Annotated in this window: 12 protein-coding genes and 1 riboswitch; of the genes, 2 read left to right on the forward strand and 10 right to left on the reverse strand. The window is 66.1% G+C overall.

Annotated features, from left to right (window positions below):
* Positions 1–105: 105 nt before the first annotated feature.
* From AC5P60_RS12375 to AC5P60_RS12390, 4 genes are all read right to left on the reverse strand, one after another.
* Positions 106–3,024, reverse strand: a complete 2,919-nt coding sequence (locus AC5P60_RS12375) for a TonB-dependent receptor (RefSeq protein WP_495201748.1) — start codon at positions 3,022–3,024, stop codon at positions 106–108.
* A 200-nt stretch (positions 3,025–3,224) separates the two neighbouring features.
* On the reverse strand, positions 3,225–4,160 hold the full coding sequence (locus AC5P60_RS12380; protein WP_483693601.1) for a FecR family protein: 936 nt from the start codon (positions 4,158–4,160) through the stop codon (positions 3,225–3,227).
* 104 nt (positions 4,161–4,264) lie between these two features.
* A complete protein-coding gene (locus tag AC5P60_RS12385) occupies positions 4,265–4,765 on the reverse strand; it encodes an RNA polymerase sigma factor (protein WP_005410933.1) in 501 nt (166 codons plus the stop codon).
* Between the two features lie 72 nt (positions 4,766–4,837).
* On the reverse strand, positions 4,838–5,311 hold the full coding sequence (locus AC5P60_RS12390) for a hypothetical protein (protein ID WP_483693602.1): 474 nt from the start codon (positions 5,309–5,311) through the stop codon (positions 4,838–4,840).
* Between the two features lie 184 nt (positions 5,312–5,495).
* Here AC5P60_RS12390 and ppa point away from each other — a divergent pair, with 184 nt between their 5' ends.
* Together ppa and AC5P60_RS12400 are read left to right on the forward strand one after the other, a co-directional pair.
* Positions 5,496–6,032 (forward strand): inorganic diphosphatase, encoded by a 537-nt coding sequence (ppa, locus tag AC5P60_RS12395; RefSeq protein WP_005410935.1) that lies wholly within the window; start codon positions 5,496–5,498, stop codon positions 6,030–6,032.
* A 152-nt stretch (positions 6,033–6,184) separates the two neighbouring features.
* Complete coding sequence (locus AC5P60_RS12400; RefSeq protein WP_005410936.1) at positions 6,185–7,306, forward strand: HDOD domain-containing protein; 1,122 nt, start codon at positions 6,185–6,187, stop codon at positions 7,304–7,306.
* A gap of 57 nt (positions 7,307–7,363) precedes the next feature.
* Here AC5P60_RS12400 and AC5P60_RS12405 read toward each other — a convergent pair whose 3' ends face one another.
* The 6 genes from AC5P60_RS12405 to thiC form a co-directional block, all read right to left on the reverse strand.
* Complete coding sequence (locus AC5P60_RS12405; protein ID WP_005410937.1) at positions 7,364–7,570, reverse strand: hypothetical protein; 207 nt, start codon at positions 7,568–7,570, stop codon at positions 7,364–7,366.
* Between the two features lie 179 nt (positions 7,571–7,749).
* Positions 7,750–10,713, reverse strand: a complete 2,964-nt coding sequence (locus tag AC5P60_RS12410) for a TonB-dependent receptor plug domain-containing protein (protein WP_005410938.1) — start codon at positions 10,711–10,713, stop codon at positions 7,750–7,752.
* A 49-nt stretch (positions 10,714–10,762) separates the two neighbouring features.
* Positions 10,763–11,662, reverse strand: coding sequence for a helix-turn-helix transcriptional regulator (locus AC5P60_RS12415; protein ID WP_005414398.1), 900 nt, complete (start codon positions 11,660–11,662; stop codon positions 10,763–10,765).
* A gap of 114 nt (positions 11,663–11,776) precedes the next feature.
* Positions 11,777–14,107, reverse strand: a complete 2,331-nt coding sequence (locus AC5P60_RS12420) for a winged helix-turn-helix domain-containing protein (RefSeq protein ID WP_483693603.1) — start codon at positions 14,105–14,107, stop codon at positions 11,777–11,779.
* 269 nt (positions 14,108–14,376) lie between these two features.
* On the reverse strand, positions 14,377–15,048 hold the full coding sequence (locus tag AC5P60_RS12425; RefSeq protein ID WP_005410941.1) for an ion channel: 672 nt from the start codon (positions 15,046–15,048) through the stop codon (positions 14,377–14,379).
* Positions 15,049–15,187: 139 nt separating this feature from the next.
* The gene (thiC, locus tag AC5P60_RS12430) at positions 15,188–17,032 is read right to left on the reverse strand and encodes a phosphomethylpyrimidine synthase ThiC (protein ID WP_483693604.1); all 1,845 of its coding nucleotides are present in this window, start codon (positions 17,030–17,032) and stop codon (positions 15,188–15,190) included.
* A gap of 82 nt (positions 17,033–17,114) precedes the next feature.
* A riboswitch (TPP riboswitch) is annotated at positions 17,115–17,215 on the reverse strand.
* Positions 17,216–17,298: the final 83 nt, after the last annotated feature.

The raw sequence follows: 17,298 nt of genomic DNA on the forward strand, positions 1-17,298 counted from the left end.
CGGTGCGGACCAAGGTCCGCACCCACCGAGGGCGGTTGGGGCTCGCCGGGGTCAGAGCCCTTTCCGCAGGAAAGGGATCCGACCCCACCACTCATCCGCGACCGATCAGTACTTCCAGGTCAACGCCAGCCGCGCGGTGCGGCCCGGGGCCGGCATCACGCCCAGGGCCAGCGGGTCCAGGTAGTAGCGGTCGGTCAGGTTGTCCACGCCGGCTTCCACCGACAGCTGGTCGTTGAAGCTCCAGCTGGCGAACAGGTCCACCAGCGTGGTTGGCCGGTACAGCTGCTGGATCGCCGACAGGCCCACGTTCCAGTCCTTGTCCAGCTTGCTGATCGGGCCGGCGTTGTGGACCACGCGGGTGCCGAAGGTCAGGCGCTCGTCGAACAGGCGCGAGCCCAGGGTCAGGTTGACCATGTAGCGCGGTGGGTTCTGGGTATTGGTGTACGAGCCCTCGAAGCCGCCGTCCACGCAGTCGGGCGTGTTGGCCAGCTCGCCGTTCCTGCGCTGCGCCCCATAGGCACGGCGCTCGGCGGCGATGTCCGGCGCGCAGGTCTTGGCCTTGAAGTAATAGTGTGCGGACAGATCGGCAAATACCTTGCCGCTGTCATAGCTGGACTGGAACTCCATGCCCGAGACCTTGAACTGGTCGACGTTGCGGATCAGGCCCGCCGACAGCGTGCGGTAGTCACGGGTGATCAGGTCGTCGATGCGGGTATCGAAGTACGCCAGCTTCAGCGCCAGGCGATCGCCGGCAGTGAACAGGTCATAGCGGAGGGTGCTGGCACCGATTTCCCAGCTGCGCGCGCGCTCCGGCTTCAACTCACCCACCGGCTTGGCGGCGGTGAACAGGCCCAGCGTGGTCTCGAACAGGCTCGGCAGCTTGATGCCTTCGGCGTACTTCACGTAGACCATGGTGTCTTCGCTGAAGCGGTAGGCCACGCTGGCGGTCGGCGAGAACGCGTTATCGCGACGGCGGATCGGCTGCGACCAGGTCCAGCTGACCGGCACTTCCAGGTCCTGCGCCTTGCCGGCGTCGTAGAAGTTCCAGCCACCGATGTCGCCCGCCGTGCCCTTCTTGTACGGCGAGGCCAGCAGCGATTCCTGGGTGAAGTTGCCGTTGGCATCCGGATACCAGTTCAGCAGCGCGATGCGCTTGGCCCGCCACGACGGCAGCGCCGGGTTGCCATTGAGCAGTTCGGTGTAGCGGTACTGGCCCTGCACCTCATAAGCATCGGGCGTGGCCAGGCGGTTGCGGTCATGCACATCCACGCGGTTCCAGCGGCCGCCGGCCAGCAGTTCCCAGTGTTCATCGGGCTGCCACTTCAGCGAGGCCACGGCGCTGTATTCCTTGCGCTCGGCGTTGCGCAGGAAGCGGTTGTTGATCAGGTCATCGTGCATGACCGGCCCCGAACTGCCTGGCGCGATGTCTTCGTCGCTGTAGGACAGGCCGTAGTCGAGGGTGAACGCGCCAGCACGTGTGTCGAACTTCGAGGTGTTGCTGGCATCCAGTCCGAAGCGCTTCTGTCGCAGCGGATTGCGGTAGGCATCCTTGTAGCCGGGGTCACCACTGAAGCTGGGCGCGTCGTACCACTCGGTACGACGATCGAAATACCACGGGGTGATGCCGGTCAGGCTGTTGTACATCACGCTGTCGGTGTCGGTGTACGCGGCGTTGACGCGCAGGTCGACCAGCTCGCTGTCCGGGTTGAAGCGATAGCGCAGGGTGTAGCTGTCCATGTCGACGTGGCCCGGATCCCATTGCGGAACGCGGTCGCGATCGACGCGGATGATCTGCGAGGCCATGATCTCGCCGGCGGTGCCTTCGTAGCGGCGGTAGCCAGCTTCCAGGGTCTGTGCATCGTCGATACGCCAGGTGCCCTTGAGCAGCGCCGACTTCGAGCGCGCCGAGGTATTGAAGACCTCGGTACGCGGCGGATTCAGCGGTGCCAGCGTGCGCCGGGTCTGTGGGAAGTCGTCGTAGCCGTGCTTGCCGGAGAAGTAGTTGCCATTGTCGCGGTAGGCGTAGGCGGCGACCAGATCGAAGCGGTCCCAGTTTCCCGCAGCGGCCACGTTGAAGAACTGGCTGCCGGTGGCGCTGCGATCGTTGCGCGGCGCGGCACTGTAGGAAGGCAGGTTGTTGGCGCTGTTGTTGGCCAGGCCGCCACGCACGCGCAAGCCGAAGTCGCGCCCTTCGCGCAGCACGTCGCCGATCTTCAGCGTCTCCATCTCGACCACGCCGCCGATGCCGCCAGAGGCGTTGGCCTGCAGGCTCGGGCCCTTGGTGATGGTCAGGCTGGAAATCAGGTCCGGGTCGAGGTAGGTACGCTGCGATTGACCGGCGTAGCCGCGGTAGGTATCGATGCTGGACTGGCCACCGTCGATGATCACCGGCACGCGGCCCTGGCCCTGGATGCCGCGGATGTTGACGTCGAAGCCATTGCCGACGCGTGGGTCACCGGCAGTGACGCCGGCCATGCCCTTGACGATGTCGCCGTTGGACGTACCGCGGAAACGCTCCAGCTGCGTGCGGTTGAGCGTGGTGGTGGAACCGACGCTGCGATAGCTGTCGAGCAGGCGCGCCTCGTCGCTGGTCGCGCCACTGTCGACGCGGTCGCCGGCCACGCTGAGCGTGTCGGTGACGATCACGCCGCTGTCGGCCTGCGCCGGCGTCGCCGCTTCCAGCGTGACTGCATCTGCGCTGACCCGGCGCACCGCCAGGCCACTGCCCTGCAGCAGCTGCTGCAGCGCCTCGTTGGCCGGCAGGCTGCCATTGACCGCACGCGAGCTCACCCCGTGGGCCAGGATGGCCGGATACACGACCTGCACGCCGGACTGGCGCATGTAGCTGCGCAGCGCCTCGTCCAGGGGCTGCGCCGGAATGTCGAAGCGCTGTACGGCGGCGTGATCGCCACGGGCGTTCTGTGCCAGCACGGATGGCGTGGCACTGGCCAGGCCGGCAGCCAGCAATGCAATGCACAGGCGGGACGGGCGCGGCGCGCGGCCCGGACGATGGGAGTCGAACATGGGGAACCTGTCAGGTAATCGGTGCCGCAGGCGCGGCGTCATCCGCAACACAGGCGGACACGGCGACGTACGTGGCGGCGGCGGGTACGTTCGCGGGGTAAGACGGTTGGGCGCGCGGCAACCCCAAGGGCGATTTGCGGCCGCAGAGGGTGCCGACCGTGGCCGGCACATCGGGAACATCATCCACGCATGGCGTGGATCTACTGATGGATGATGGCGACGCCGAGCGGCAGGCGGGTGACCTGCAGACCTGCCGTCGCCGCCAACGCGTCCAGCGCCTGTTCCGGGCGATCGATGCGCAGCGCCGCACTGATCGCCGGCAATCGCGACAGATCACCGCGCACGAACGTCGGGCCGGCACGATAGCGCCCCACCCATTGCACGGCGTCGGCGACGCTGGCCTGCTCCAGCAGCAGCTCGCCCTGGCGCCACGCGCCCACGCTGTCGGCCGCCACATCCTGCAGACGCGTCACGCCGTTGCGCTCGCCATAGACGGCACGCTGGCCCGCCTGCAGGTAGGTCCAGCCACCGTCGGCCGGGCTGGCCACACGCACCCTGCCCTGCCCGACCTGGGTTTCCACCCCGTCATCGCCACGCGCGACGGTGAACGCGGTCGAGATGTCCTCAACCACGCCATTGCCGGCACGCACGCTGAAACGCCGCTGCGCATCCGGGCTGACCTCGAACCAGACGCGCCCGCGCAGGAGCTCGACCTCGCGTGCGTGCGCATCGAAGCGCACGGCGATCGCGCTGTCCGCATCCAGCACTGCGCGGCTGCCATCGGGCAGCGTTACGTTCTGCACGACGTGCGAGCTGCGATGGTCGGCCTGCAGCCGCAACCAGGCCTCCGGCCATGCCACCAGCATCGCCAGCACAGCTGCAGCGGCCATCGCCCAGCGCATTCGATGCGGGCGGCGGCGTTCGGCACACCGGGCCAGCGGGCGTGGCCCGACGCTGCGCCACAGCGTGCGCTCGTGCTCGAAGGCCCGGCGGTGCCCCGGCTCTGCCAGCCAGCGCTCGAACTCGTGCATGTGCCCCTCGCCGATGTCACCCGAGGCCAGCCACGCAATCCAGCCCCGGGCCTGTTCGGCCAGGGCATCGTCATTGGCGGCGGGCAGCGTGCTCGGCGGGCTCATCGGCTGGCGGACAGGCGCATTCAAGCGCGGGCGGGGGAACTAGACCGCATCCACGGTCCAGTGATCAAGACGTTTCAGCGAGGGCCAGCCCCAAGCCGGGGCGATCATCGGCCGCTGCGCGCCCAGGCCAGGCGTTGCAACGCGGTGCGCACATGGTTCTCAACGGTGGTCACCGACACCCCGAGGCGGCGGGCAATCTCGGCCTGGGTCAGGCCCTGCAGGCGGTTGAGCCGGAAGATGGTGCGAGTCGGCTCCGGCAGGTGTCCGGCCGCATCCAGGACACGCTGCAGCTCGTCCTGGGCCATGGCCTGTTCCTCGGTCGAGATGACCTCGTCCGCTCCCCACAGGTAGTGGTCGGCCAGCAGGCGGTTGCGCCGGGTCGATTCGCGGCCGTGGTCGGTGGCCAGGTTGGCGGCCAGCCGGTACAGGTAGGCACGCGGATTGTCGATGGCCTGGCTGTCATCGACACCACGCGCCTTGAACCACACCGCCTGGATCACGTCCTCGGCGCCGTTGTCGCCCCCCAGGATGCGTTGCACCCGGCGCAACAGCGCAGGCCGCTCGCGGATCAGCAGTTCGGTGAGGGAGGCGGCATTGGAGGACATGCGCGGAACCGGGACGACAGACGGAAGGCGCCGCGCATGCTACTCCGTTAATGAGAATCAGTCACGTTCGCATCAATGGATGCACCCGGTCAGCCCGTCATAGACGCTCCGCGAGGTCCCCGGCAACGGGTCATGCAGTGGATTGCGGGCGGCGAGCGCGGCATGGAAGGCTTCCACCGGTGTGCCAGGCTCCAGCGGCAGGCGGCACAGCCAGGTCGGTTGCCGGGCGACGATCGCACCGTCATGCCGCCACACAGCCAGGTCACTGGCGGCAAATGCCCACAGGCACTCATGCACCGTGCCGCGCACCGCGTCCACCGAGCAGCGCAGGCGCAGGGCGCGGATATCGCTGTACTCGCCTTCGCAGAAGGTATCGCCGCAGATCGCATCGAACCCGTACTGCAGACGTCCCTCCAGGGCAAAGAAGCGGTCCCAGTTGGCTTCCTGCCGCGGGTAGTCGATCAGGTCGACGTAAGGAGAGGCCTGGGCCAACGGCGCAACCAGCAGCATGCAGAACAGGGCGAACGGCAGGGCAGACACTTTCATCGGCGGACTCCTTGGCAAGGTCGTTCCAGCCTGCGCCCCCGCACCGGCCGGCCCTATCAGCCAACCCCGGCCTGCCACGTGGGTCCCTGCCCCACGCAGCGGTCAGCCCCTCCCTCTGCACAGCGCCCGGCAAAGGCATAAAATGGGGGGCTATCCGTCTATATCCCCCACCTGGAGCACGACCATGGGTCTGGAACTCGTCTCGCCCGGCAAGAACCCGCCGGAAGAAATCAACGTCATCATCGAGATCCCGAAGGACTCGGAGCCGGTGAAGTACGAAGTGGACAAGGAAACCGGCGCGATCTTCGTCGACCGCATCCTGTCCACCCCGATGCGTTACCCCTGCAACTACGGCTACGTGCCGAGCACCCTGTGCGGCGACGGCGATCCGGCCGACGTGCTGGTGGTGCTGCCGCTGCCGCTGGTGCCGGGCTCGGTCGTGCGCTGCCGTCCGGTCGGCGTGCTGAAGATGAGCGATGAAGCGGGCAGCGACGAGAAGATCCTGGCCGTGCCGGTCTCGAAGATCTTCAGTGGCTACGCCCACGTTGAAGACATCGCCCAGGTGTCCAGCCACTGGCTGGAGCGCATCGGCCACTTCTTCGAGCACTACAAGGACCTGGAGAAGGGCAAGTGGGTCAAGCTGGACGGTTGGGGCGGCGCCGCTGAGGCCAAGCAGATCCTGATCGAGGCGCACCAGCGCCACCTCGACAGCAAGGCCTGAGCCTGAACCGGATCGCTCCGGCGGTACCCTGCCGGAGCGATGCGGGTCACGTTTCATGATGACGGCACATCACTCTTGCTGCCGTATTAGGTAAATTGCGTCACTTCACACGTCATCGACATCCATCGTCGAGACAGCCAGGGGAATGTGTCGTGCGTATTCTGCTTGTTGGGGATGCAGCCAGCCTGCCGGCTGAGCTGACCGAATTCATTGCCGATCTTGGGGAAGACTGGCAGCCGCTGACCGCCACCGATGGCCAGACCGCGATGACCGCGGTTGCCACCCAGGGCGTGGACGCGGTGATTGTCTGCCCGCAGCTGCCGGACCTCAATGCCACCACGCTGCTCGGCCAGATCAGGACCCTGCGTCCGGAAACCATCCGCATCGCGCTGGTGGACGCACAGCATGGCAACCGGCCGCCGCCGGCACGCCTGATCGGTGTCGCTCACCGTTTCCTGCCGTTGCCACTGGCACCGGAAGTACTGCTGGAAGCGCTGACCAGCCTGGAAGAGCTGCGCGAAGTGCTGGACAGCCCGCGCCTGCGCGATGCCATCGGCCGCATCGAGAAACTGCCGTCGCCGCCGCACCTGTACCTGAGCCTGACCCAGGCGCTGGAGCATGATGACGACGCCGACAGCGCCGACGTCGCCAAGCTGGTGGCCGCCGATCCGGCCATCGCCGCCAAGGTGCTGCAGTTGTCGAACTCGGCGTTCTTCAGCCAGGGCCGCACCATTGCCGACCTGCGTACTGCGGTCACCCGGCTGGGCCTGGCCACGCTGCGTGACCTGGTGCTGGCCAGTGAAGTGTTCTCGGCGCCGACGCTGTCGACTGCCGAACGCAACTCGCTGCAGCAGCGCGCCCTGCTCGCCTCGCGCCTGGCCGCACGCCTGCTGCCCGAATCCAGTGCCGAACTGGGCGCAACCGCGGCACTGCTGGCCGACATCGGCCTGCTGCTGCCCGGCGTACGCAACGAGCGCACCGAGCCATCGCTGGCCGGTGATACCCGACCGGGCCATGCCGAAGCCGGTGCCTACCTGCTGGGGCTGTGGGGCCTGCCGATGCCGATCATCGAAGCGGTGGCATTCCACCTGCAGCCGCAGCGCGCCAACACCCGCAGCTTCTGGGTGACCGGTGCGGTGCATGTGGCCCTGGCGCTGGTCAACGGCGACCCGGTGGATGAGGACTATCTGCAGCGCGCGGGCGTGCTCAACAAGCTGCCGCAGTGGCGCGAACATGCCAACAGCCTGATGGGGCTTACGCCGAGCGAAGCCTGAGCTCCACCGGCAATCCACACGATGAAGGCGCGTCCGCAGGGACGCGCCTTCGTTGCATCAGGGCTGCGCGCAGTGGTCGTACACGCAGCGCTCGAACAGGAACTGGCAGTACGCCGCATCCTCACCGGCCTTGATGCAGTTGCTGCGCACCTCCGCGCAATAACGGCCATTGGCACACACCAGCGGACCGGCCGACACACTGCCGGCCAGGCTCAGGACGGCGAGAACTGCAGCAGCAAACATACGTGGCATCGCGTTGTTCATTTCGCGCTCTCCTTGGTCCGGAATGGACCTCTGCGAACCTACCAGCGGTCCAGTTGCGACAAGCGTGACCCCTGTCGCTGAACCGCCCGATTCAGAGTTTCCCGACCCGGCTCTGCCAAACGCAAAGAGGGCGGGCCTTGCGGCCCGCCCTCCTCGTCTTGCCTTCAGGCTTCGATGGATCAGAAGCGCTGGTTGTACTGGATGAACAGGAAGCGGTCGTAATCCAGCATCGGGTCCAGCTGCACGGCACTGGCGTTGGTCACCGCGTAGGTGATCGGCGGAGTCTTGCCGAACACGTTGCGGGCACCGACGGTCACGCTGCCGTTCCACGGGGCCTGCCAGGTGGCCGAGATGTCGTGATAGACGATCGCGCCCTTCTTGTTGGCACCCAGGCCACCGCTCCAGCCACCGTTCTCGGTGTAGTAATCCGGCTGGTTGCACTCCAGGCCATTTTCCTGGTCGTAGCAGAAGTCGCGGAAGCCGCCGTAGTAACGCATGGTCCAGGTGGCCGACAGGTCGCCCTTGGTCCAGGTGCTGGCCAGGGTGCCGCGGACACGCGGGTAGTTCCAGTAGCCTGCGTAGTCATCCCATGCAGCACCCTTGGTGGCCTGCTGACGGAAGCTGGTCAGGTAGTTGGTGTCCAGGTTGAACGACAGGGTACCGAAGCTGTATTCCGGCATGCGGTAGCGGACGCCGAAGTTGTAGCCTTCGGTTTCCAGCGAGCCCAGGTTCGCGTTGCCGCGGCTCAGGCCGGTGACCTGCTGGCCGTTGGCGACGTCGCCACGGCTGTACTGGTCACAGAAGGCCTGCACACCGTTCTGGTAGCACTGGTTCAGCACGTAGTTCGCCGACAGCGCGGTGATCACGTTGTCGACAGTGATCTTGTACCAGTCCAGCGAGACGTTCAGGCCGCTGACGAAGCTCGGGCTCCAGACCAGGCCCGCGGTGCGGGTCTTGCTGGTTTCCGGCTGCAGCTTGTCGTTGCCCACACCCGAGTTGAACGGGTTGTTACCCTGGGTGTCACGGGCACTGATCGGACGACCGGCAGCGTCGGTCTGACGGAAGTCGGACGCCAGGCCTTCAGCACCGCAACGGGCTGCAACGGCCGGGTTGCTGCGCTGGCCGAACACGGCATCACACGGATCGGTGAACTTGTCGAAGGTCTGCGAACCACCACCGAACGTGTCGTCCAGGGTCGGGGCACGGAAGCCCTCGCCGTAGGTCGCACGCACCAGCAGGTCGTCGATCGGCTTCCAGGTCACGCTGAACTTGCTGTTGACCGTGTTGCCGAACTTGTCGTAGTCCGAGTAGCGGCTGGCGATATCCAGCGACAGCTCCTTGGCACCCGGCAGGTCACGCAGCAGCGGCACCATCAGTTCCAGGTAGAACTCGTTGGTCTTGTACTTGCCTTCGGTCGGCTGCGCGGCCAGCTCGGTGGTGTAACCCGAGGAGGACAGTGCGTCCGGGTGATCGTAGCCCGACACTTCGCGATGCTCGTAACCGGCAGCGAAGGCGAACTCGCCCGCATCGCCCGGCATGTCGAACAGCGAACCGGTGATGTTGGCGAAGTACTGCTTGCTCTTGCTCTGGCCGGTCGAGTTCAGCAGGGTGTTGATGTACTTCAGCGCATCCGGGGTCGCGGCGCTGGCGCCGCCCAGCAGGTCGAACGGAACGCAGCTGCCCGGGCTGGTGCCCAGCGCGATCGGGTTGGCAGCGGTGCCGCACTGGGCGACGCCATTGGCGTTGATGAACGACGGGCCGAGGGCGTTCTTCAGGGCCAGCAGGTTGATGTTGCCCGAGCTGGTCTGGGTCACGTCGAACTGGTTGTAGTTGATGCCCACATCCCAGTCGAACGGACGGTTGTTGAAGTCGAAGTTGCCTTCCAGGGCCGCGTCGAAGTGCAGCGACTTGACGTTGTTCTGGGTGATGCGCGGCAGTTCGAAGATACGACGGCCCCAGCCACCGATGTCAACGCCGGCGCCCGGGTTGGCCCAGTTGCCCAGCGGGTTGTAGATGCTGTCCTTGCTGATCGCCACCGGGAACTGCGGCTGCGAGGTGCCGGTCAGCGGGTAGCCGGCGATCTGGCGCTTGGAATCGCGCTCGGAGTACATCGCCGTCGACTTCAGACGCAGGTTGTCGTTGATGTCGTAGCTGGCCGAGGTGAACATGGTCTTCGACTCAGCGCCCTGGTTCAGCATCATCTGCTGCGAGGCGTTGTAGTAGTCGTCCAGACCAATCAGGTGGTAGTTGTTGAAGTTGTTCGACGGCTGGCCAACGCCGACCGGGGTGTCCCAGGAACCGGTGTGGTTGACCACCCAGGTGTTCGGGACCCACTTGCCAGCCTTGTTGTATTCGCCAGCACCGGCGGTGCCTTCGGCACGCGGATCGGTGAAACGACCCCACGGGCCAGCCGGGCTCAGACCGTCTTCCTTGTGGCCCTGGCCATAGGAGTATTTGGTCAGGCCACGATCCTTGGCCCACACCGGATCTTCCTTGATGTAGTTCGCGCCGAACACGATCGAGGAGCGCTCGCCGCTGGCACCCAGGGTCAGGCTGTACTGGGTCTTGGAACCGTCGCCGTGGCTGTTCTGGCCATAGTAGGCACTGGCCTCGGCGCCGTCGAAGTTCTTGCGCAGGATGATGTTGACCACGCCGGAGATGGCGTCGGAACCGTAGATCGCCGAGGCGCCGTCCTTCAGGACTTCAATGCGCTCGATCAGCGAGGTCGGGATGGTCGACATGTCGGTGAAGCCGGCCAGGCTGGTGCTCCAGCGCTTGCCGTTGACCAGCACCAGCGTGCGCTGCTCACCCAGGTTGTACAGGCTGACGTACTGGCCGCCCTGTTCCGGGTTGGACGCCAGCACGGCCGCCTTGCTGAAGGTCTGGGTGCCCGCCACGGACAGGTTCTGCAGCAGGTCGCCGACGCTGACCAGGCCCGAACGCTGGATGTCCTCATGGCTTACGGTGAGGACCGGCTGGGAGGTTTCCACATCCACCGAGCGGATGCGGGAGCCGGTGACTTCCAGGCGATCAAGGGTGGTCGGGGCACTGGCTTCCTGTGCGGAAGCAAATGCCGGTGCCAGCGCCAGCGCGATGCCGGCGGGCAGCAGGCCCAGCCGCACGGCAGGGGTGCGAACGTTCATCAATCTCTCCAAGGTACGTGTTAGTAGCGTGTTAAAACGCTCCAGCACGTTACGATTGCGTTGCGATGCTGTATTTGCGCGACCCAACCGTAGACTTTGCAGAGTGTGGCGGGAGCAAGCCGCCGTTTTCCCTGAACCGGGAGGCAGACTGCCCGTAACGGGCGCGGAAGGCCCGCGCGAAGCTGCAGCAGTTGTCGAATCCGCTGGCCGCGGCGACCTCGCCCACCATCATGTCGGTGTCGCGCAGCAGATCGGCGGCCCGCTCCAGGCGCAACCGTGCCGAAAGCGACTGGGGGCTCTCTTCATACAGGCTCTGGAAGGTCTTGGAGAGGTACCAGCTGGAGAAGTTGGTCAGCTCGGCCAGCTCGCCGATCCGCACCACGCGGTGGCTGTTGCCCTCCAGATAGAGACGGGCGCGCTGCATGCGGCCGAACACCTGGCGCTTGCGGCTGCGTGAGCGACCGGGGCAGCGCTGTACGTTGTCGGCCAGGTCACGCTGCAGGCCGGCCAGGTGCAACAACAGCGGGCGCAGCGCCTGCGCTGGCAGGCCGCTGTCGAGCGCGTCGCGCCACAGGCGCAGGGCAACGCGGGCGTCGCCGCGGCTCATGCGACCACGACCGGCATACAGGCCGCAGTCGGCCATCTCGGACAGCACCCGCATCGCCTCCGCAGTCAGGCTGAGGCCCACGCACAGTCCGTTACGGCCGGCCTGCACCAATGGGCGCGACTCCTTCTCGAAGGCAATCCACTCACCATGGCGCAGGCGGAAACGCCCTTCCTTGGCTTCCACCCAGGAACTGCCCCTCACCTGCAGCCAGACAGTGAAGCTTGACCCTGCCGTCTGCAGGCTGCCGAGCCGGGCCACGCCCATGCAGGTCGGCGCGAGATCGTCCAGCGCCTTGTCGAGGGAGACGGTTTGGCCACGATCGGCCAGCGAGAGTTGACGCATGGGGCACCACGGGTTTGCCTGATACAGGCTTCCGTTTTGCCTAATCAGGCGTCAGCCCGTCAGGAAAATCCGCCGAGATCGCCACGAATTCGCGGCGAGAACTCCACGAAAAAATCACGAAGAGATATTTTTCTTCAGGATCAACGACTTGAGAAAGGCCGGGAACAGTGCCGGCGCCGACCGGGGCAGCTGCATGACGCCGATGTCGGCACCATCGCTGACCGCCAGTGCGACGTACAGATCCCGGCCATCGGCGCTGGCACTGATGCCGTTGCCCGCACTGAGCCGCTGCCGGTCCAGGCAGCGCTCGGGGGCTTCGGTGCCGGCCTGGATATGGATCAAGGTCGTACCGCATTCGGTCGAGTTGCCGAGATACCCGATGCCTCCGGTGCCCGCCACCGTCCAGGTGCGATAGCGCCATCGGCTGGGCCGGTCTTCACTGACCTGCTGCACGCTGGCCGGGGACAGTGCCGCATCCACCGACCACAAGCCGCCGGACGCCAGGCGTGTGAACAGCACGCGGCCATCGCCCCGATCGAAACGCGCCTGGGAGACGCCGTCGATACTGGCCAGGCGGCGCCAGGGGGTCACGCTGCGATCGAACAGGCTCAACCGGGTGCGTTGCTCTGCATCGCGCTCGACTACCAGCAGCTGCTCCGGGGTTGCCCCGTACAGGGCCTGCAGCGGCTGATCCACTGGAACCGGCAGCGGTTGCAGGTGCTCGTCGCGCGGGGCGATCTCGTAGACAACGGTACGCCCATGCTCGTCACGCCCGACCACCAGCAGCTGGCGGCTGTCGGCCGACCAGTCCGGCGCCTGCCGCCCCTCCGGACGCAGGCCCTCGATCGGTCGCAGTGAGTCGGGCCGCTGCATGTCCGCCCACCACAGCGCGAAACTGCCGGAACGATCGGAGGTGAAGACCAGCTGGCGACCGTCGGGCGCCGCCATCGGCTGCCCGTCGCGCCCACTGGACGCGAACAGCCGCTCGGCGCTGCCGCCGGCCATCGGCACCTTGAACACGCCGAACTGGGCACGGCGGTGAACGAAGGCCAGCACGTCGCCGTGGCGCGACACCGCAGGCCACTGTGCGTCGTCGAGGCCGGCATCACGCAAGGTGCGGCGCTCCACGTCCAGGTAGTACAACCGCACCTCGCTGTCCACGCGCCGGCCGAACACGATGCTGCGCCCATCGCCCAGCCAGGCCCAGCCACGCTGTTCGGCGGATTCGTTGGTCAACTGCTCCAGCTCACCGCCTCCGGCCGGCATCCGCCACAGGTCGCCCATCTGTGGATTGCGCACGAACACCAGCCACTTGCCGTCGGGCGAGTAGCGTGGCGCGTAGTCAAAATCATCCTGATCGACCGCGTAGTCCAACGCCCGCCACTGGCCGCTGGCCAGGTCGAGCACACGGATGCCGCGATGGGCGTAGCGGCCCACCATGCTGCCAAAGACCAGGCCGCGGCCATCCGGTGTCCAGTCGAAGCTGAGCAGCTCGGTTCCATCGCAACGGGTCGCCTGGCGCACGCCGCCGCCAGTGGCACTGGCGATCAGCACCTGGCAACCGCCGTCGGCTCCAAAGCGGGCAAAAGCGATCTCGCGCCCGTCCGGTGACCAGCTCGGGAAACGGTCACTGGCCCCCTTGGGCGGCAGCGCCAGCTGCCGGGCCGGCGCATTGCCCGAGGTCTGCACCTTGATCACACCACCTCCGGCGCCATCCTCGTTGGCGCCTTCGTAGGCAACCTGGGAGCCGTCCGGCGAAAGTGTGGGATAGGTTTCAAAACCACTGGTAGCGGTGATCAGGCGATAGGGACGCTGCGGGCTGCCGATCACCCGCACGCCGTTCTCGACCGCTGCATCCACCGGTGAACTCGGCTCCGGCCCGCGCCGCAGCAACAATGTGGCCATGACCAGCAGCGCGGCCAGCATCATCACACCCAGCACCCACAACAGCTGGCGGCGCAGCTGGCGCCAGCCGCGCCGGCGTAAAGGCGCTGCAGGCACGGCCAGCGCCGGAATCGTGCCGGCACCGTCCGGCGACGGCATCACATCCGCAACGGCCACCGCATCCACTTCCGCCACCGGCTCGAAGTCGTCCAGCGCCTGCACCGGTACCAGCAGCCGATAGCCGCTCTTGGCGATGGTCTCGATGTAGGCCTGGCCATTGTCGTCGTCGTTGGCGAACGCCTTGCGCAGCTGGGTGACGGCCTGGGTCAGCACGTCATTGGTCGGCAACGTATCGGGCCAGACCTCGGCAAACAGCTCTTCACGGGTGACCACGCGCCCAGGCTGCCGCATCAACACGCGAAGTACGCCCAGCGCTTTCGGCGTCAGCCGCCGCGGACGGCGCGCGCCTTCAACCTCGACCTCACGCGAGGACAAGGTAATGACACAGTCGCCGACCTGCACGCGGTCGGCGTCAATGGGCGTGAGTTCGCTGCTGTTCATTTTCGGCTATACAGTAGGGACGGGACCTGGGCAGGGCTCACCAGCAATACCGTCCCCACCGTCCCTGGACAGGGCCATCGAAAAGCCAGATTCCGCACAAAGCATCGGCGCATACCGCAAAAACAATAACGCCCCCGGATATTAGCCTAAGCCGGTTACCCCGCCTATGACGGGGTCGACACTCAGGCTCTCTCTCGCCGACGCATTCACATAATCTGCATCACCATTCGCGCCCTTTTGGGCGCGAAATTTTTATCTGGCGTTCATTTTCACATGCGCCGAAGCATGGTCAACCCGACCAGACGCGACACCACAAGGCCGATATACATGACGCCTGCGAACTGTTCGAGCATCACCAGGGCCCGTGCCTGCGGGTGCAACGGCACGACGTCACTCAATCCAACTCCGGACAACAAGCTGAAGCTCAGATAAAGCAGCTCCATCCAACTGCGCTCGGGGCCAGCAGTCGCACCCTGGAAACTGCCTGGATACCACTGCTGGCACACCGCGAATGCAAAGGCGAACCCCCAGGCCAGCAGGGTGAAGGTTGCCCCGGCTGCGAACAGTTCGTCGCGTGTTACTCGATGGTCCTGCAGCATGTAGGCGATCAATGCCCCGGCCGTATAGAAGTACAGCAGGCTTTCCAGCAGCTGCGCGGTGGTCAGCAGCGCGCTGCGGTCCAGCAGGGCGCCAGCCAGCGAGAACACCACCGATGGAATGGCCAGCAGCAATGCCAGCCACGTGCCCAGCGGACTGCGCTGGACCACCCACAGCGCCAGGCCGAGTACCGCCATGCCGAACATGCCCAGCGCCGCCCGGCCAGCGGCGGTGTCATCGAGGGCGGGATACAGCAGTACCGCGATCAACTGGGCGGCCAGGAGCCAGGCCGAAGGATGGCGGCGGGCGATGGCCAGCCAGCGGGTGGTCGTGGCAACGGGCATGGCGTCCTTTCCCCTGGGCGATGCGCGGAGGATAGCCGGGCGCGGCGTGATGAACGGTAGTGCCGGCCATTGGCCAGCACTCTCCCAGGTCCCGTGCACGACGGAATGCCGGCCGGCGGCCGGCACTACCCGTTACCCGTCACCCCTGGCGGTAGACCTCGGCCCCGCCAGCACGGAACTCCTGCGACTTCTCCTTCATGCCGGCCTCGGCGTAATCGCGCACGTCCTGGGTGATCTTCATCGAACAGAAGTGCGGTCCGCACATCGAGCAGAAGTGGGCCAGCTTGTGCGCGTCCTTCGGCAGCGTTTCGTCGTGGAATTCCTTGGCCTTTTCCGGATCCAGGCCCAGGTGGAACTGGTCCTCCCAGCGGAACTCGAAGCGCGCCTTGCTCAGCGCGTTGTCGCGTACCTGCGCGCCCGGATGACCCTTGGCCAGGTCGGCCGCGTGCGCGGCAATGCGGTAAGCCATGATGCCGTCGCGCACGTCCTGGCGGTTGGGCAGGCCCAGGTGCTCCTTCGGCGTCACGTAGCAGAGCATGGCCGTGCCAAACCAGCCGATCATCGCCGCGCCGATCGCACTGGTGATGTGGTCGTAGCCCGGCGCGATGTCGGTCGTCAGCGGCCCCAGCGTGTAGAACGGCGCTTCGCCGCATTCGCGCAGCTGCTTGTCCATGTTTTCCTTGATCAGCTGCATCGGCACGTGGCCGGGGCCTTCGATCATGGTCTGCACATCGTGTTTCCAGGCGATCTTCGTCAGTTCACCCAGCGTTTCCAGTTCGCCGAACTGCGCCGCGTCGTTGGCATCAGCGATGCAACCCGGGCGCAGCCCGTCGCCCAGCGAGAAGGTCACGTCGTAGGCCTTCATGATTTCGCAGATGTCTTCGAAATGCGTGTAGAGGAAGTTCTCCTTGTGGTGCGCCAGGCACCACTTGGCCATGATCGAGCCGCCGCGGCTGACGATGCCGGTAACACGCTTGGCGGTAAGCGGCACGTAGCGCAGCAGCACGCCGGCGTGGATGGTGAAGTAGTCCACGCCCTGCTCGGCCTGCTCGATCAGGGTGTCACGGAAGATCTCCCAGGTCAGTGCCTCGGCGCGGCCGTCAACCTTCTCCAGGGCCTGGTAGATCGGCACGGTACCGATCGCCACCGGCGAGTTGCGGATGATCCATTCGCGCGTCTCGTGGATGTGCTTGCCGGTGGACAGGTCCATCACCGTGTCACCGCCCCAGCGGATCGCCCACACCAGCTTCTCCACTTCCTCGGCGATGCCGGAAGACACCGCGCTGTTGCCGATGTTGGCGTTGATCTTGGTCAGGAAATTGCGGCCGATGATCATCGGCTCGCTTTCCGGATGGTTGATGTTGTTGGGCAGCACCGCACGGCCACGTGCAATCTCGTCGCGCACGAACTCCGGGGTGACGACTTTCTGGATCGACGCACCGAAGGCCTCGCCCGGGTGCTGCTGCAGCAGGCCCGCATCGCGGATCGCGTCCAGGCGCTGGTTCTCGCGGATGGCGACGAATTCCATTTCCGGCGTGATGATGCCGCGGCGCGCGTAATGCATCTGGGTGACGTTGGCACCGGCACGTGCACGGCGTGGCAGGCTGCGCGCGGGGAAACGCACCGCGTCAAGCTTCGGGTCATGCTCGCGATCGCGGCCGAACGAAGAACTCAGTCCTTCGAGCTGCTCGGTATCACCACGCTCTTCCACCCAGTCGCGACGCAGCGCCGGCAAACCGGCGGACAGATCGATGCGCACCTCCGGGTCGGTGTACGGGCCCGACGTGTCGTAAACGGTCACCGGCGCATTCTCTTCGCCGCCGAACAACGTCGGCGTACGGGTCAGCGCGATCTCGCGCATCGGCACCTGCAGATCCGGGCGTGAACCAGGCACGTGGATCTTGCGCGAGCCGGGAATGGGCCGGGTCACGGATGCGGAGAGTTGCTGGGCCTGTTGCTGCAGGGCGGAGAGCTGTGCGTTCATCGGGCATCGTCCAGGAAGGTCAGGGACGAAGCGGCGGCGCACGGCACCCGCGCACGGACGGTCCTTGGGCGGAGTCCGGGCACGGCTGCATTGCAAAGCTTCCCTACGCCGGTATGAGCCGGATCAGGTTCCAAGGGACTGTCTCAACCGTGGCCACATGGCCCGGTACCCCCGCTTCTTGGTGCGCATTAGAGCATAGACCGCCCGCCACCGGGACCAGGTCGCCATTCGTTAACGGAACCATGACGTCGCGTTCAGTAACGTGC

The organism is Stenotrophomonas sp. YJH_SMC_120 (assembly GCF_059368675.1).